Here is a 1,815-nt window from a genome sequence, read left to right as displayed (position 1 = left end):
CTCAAAGCCCAGGCCCGACAGGATGGTCTTGGCCCGATGCTCGGGATTATAGCCCAGGGCGTGCTCCATGCTGGCCTGCTCGTGGGACAGGGCGTCCAGGGCGGCGGCGTCCCCGGCGGCCACGGCCGCATCGTAGCGCAGCCAGAACTCCTTCCACGACGGCAAGGCGGCCATGACCCAGGCAAGAAGCGTCATGCCCAGATCGGACTCCTCCATCTCCTGGGCCACATAGCCCAGGCGCGCGCCGGTAGACAGCGACACCTTGCCGCTGTCCGGTTCGGACTCGCCGGCAATGAGCTTTAAGAGCGTGGATTTACCCGCGCCGTTTTGGCCGACAATGGCCAGCCGGGTGCCACCGGGAATCTCCAGGGAAAAATCCTTGAACAGATCCCGGCCGGCATAGGCCTTGGAAAGATTTTGCAGACTGACTTTGGCCATGGTGGGTGTGTCGCTACGCCTTCGTCTTGGCCGCCACAACGGACGGCTCGGTGAAAATTGGTCGCCTTCGCGGGGCGTTTGTACGCAAAAAAGGGCAGGAGAACCAGCCCCGGCCAGCCCCCTGCCCTATTCTGCGCAACACGCTGCAATCGATGCGAAAAATGATCTCCTGGAAAGGAGGGTCCGGGAGGGGGGTACCCCCTCCCGGCCGCCGGAGACATCCCCCTCCGTATCTCCCCTCTCACTACGCCAATCGGGCCACGACCAGATCGCCCATGGCCTTGCAGCCGACAAGCTGCTTGCCCGGCTCCATGATGTCGCCGGTGCGATAGCCCTCGGCCAGCACCTTGGCGCAGGCCGTCTCGATGGCCTCGGCGGCAGCGGTTTCACCAAACGAATGCTTGAGCATCATGGCCAGGGACAGGATGGTGGCCAGGGGATTGGCCTTGTCCTGGCCGGCAATGTCCGGGGCCGAACCGTGGATTGGCTCATACAGGCCCGGATTGGCTTCACCGAGCGACGCCGACGGCAACATGCCGATGGAGCCGGTGATAACCGCCGCCTCGTCGGACAGGATGTCGCCGAAAAGATTCTCGGTCACGATGACGTCAAACTGCGACGGATCGCGCACCAGCTGCATAGCCGCGTTGTCCACGTACATGTGCGACAGCTCGACATCGGGGTAGTCCTTGGCCACTTCGATGACCACCGCCCGCCACAGGCGCGAGACGTCGAGCACGTTGGCCTTATCCACCGAACATAGCTTGCCGCCGCGCTTTCTCGCCGTCTCGAAACCGACCTTGGCAATGCGGCGCACCTCATGCTCGGCGTAGACCATGGTATTGAAACCGACCTGCTCGCCGCCGCGCTCCTCGATGCCACGCGGTTCACCAAAATAGGCCCCGCCGGTCAGTTCGCGGATGACCATGACGTCAAGTCCCTTGCCCACGATGTCCGGGCGCAGACAGCAGGCCGCCGCCAGCTCGGGAAACAACTTGGCCGGGCGCAGGTTGGCAAAAAGCCCCAGGGCCTTGCGGATGCCAAGGAGCCCCTTCTCCGGACGGATGGCCGGATCAATGGTGTCCCATTTCGGGCCGCCAACCGCGCCCAACAAGACTGCATCGGCCGCCTTGCAAGCCGCAACCGTGGCCTCAGGCAACGGACTTCCAGTGGCATCAATAGCCGCGCCGCCAATCAGCGCCTGGCTGTACGCAAACTCCAGCCCGAATTTCTTCCCGACCGTGTCCAGAACCTTCACAGCCTCGGCCACAATCTCCGGCCCGATCCCGTCCCCCGGCATGACGCATATATTGTAACGCATGAATATAATTTCCTTAAGAGTTGAAGAGGGAGAGAAGATGCCTCCGGCGGCGGGGG

Annotated in this window: 2 protein-coding genes; both read right to left on the bottom strand. The window is 63.3% G+C overall.

The annotated features are described in order from the left end of the window. The coding region (locus tag DVDV_RS21670; RefSeq protein WP_139311717.1) for an ATP-binding cassette domain-containing protein at positions 1–438 on the bottom strand (438 nt) is incomplete at its 3' end. 244 nt (positions 439–682) lie between these two features. Then, positions 683–1,759 carry a 3-isopropylmalate dehydrogenase gene (gene leuB, locus DVDV_RS21665; protein ID WP_075356634.1) on the bottom strand — a complete coding sequence of 359 codons (1,077 nt, stop codon included), beginning with the start codon at positions 1,757–1,759 and terminating at the stop codon, positions 683–685. Positions 1,760–1,815: the final 56 nt, after the last annotated feature.

It is taken from the genome of Desulfovibrio sp. DV, assembly GCF_001936595.1.
GTDB lineage: Bacteria > Desulfobacterota > Desulfovibrionia > Desulfovibrionales > Desulfovibrionaceae > Solidesulfovibrio.
The sequence above is the reverse complement of the archived record's forward strand: the minus strand, read 5'-3'. Positions and strand labels throughout refer to the sequence as shown.